Below are 326 nucleotides of genomic sequence, written 5' to 3'. Positions count from 1 at the left end.
CCTTGTCGATGTCGCCGAAGAACCCGCCCTGCGCAGCGGTCGCGCCCTCGTTGACGCTGTTCCCTGCGGCGGTGGCCGCCGCCAGGATGTTCGTCGGGAAGCTCGACGGCGCGTTGACGCCGAAGAAGACGGCCTGGTCCAGCACGCGGCCGAACGCTTCCGCGAGCAGGGGCATCGCCGTGTCCCAGATGTTGGCGTCCACGTCGGCCAGCACGTTGTCCGGGACCGGCATGATCGTGGCGATCTCCTCGATGTTGAGGTACTTGTTCGTCCACGACATCTCGGTGGTCTGCTTGAGGCCGGTGTCACCAGACACCCAGTACGCC

At 66.6% G+C, this 326-nt stretch carries 1 protein-coding gene; it reads right to left on the bottom strand.

Annotation, left to right across the window (positions count from 1 at the left end):
* The coding region (locus ADL01_RS24915) for a phage major capsid protein (protein WP_107090986.1) at nucleotides 1–326 on the bottom strand (326 nt) is incomplete at both ends.

The organism is Streptomyces sp. NRRL WC-3618, from assembly GCF_001280005.1.
Taxonomy (GTDB): Bacteria; Actinomycetota; Actinomycetes; order Streptomycetales; family Streptomycetaceae; genus Streptomyces.
This window is presented reverse-complemented; position numbering and strand designations above follow the sequence as displayed.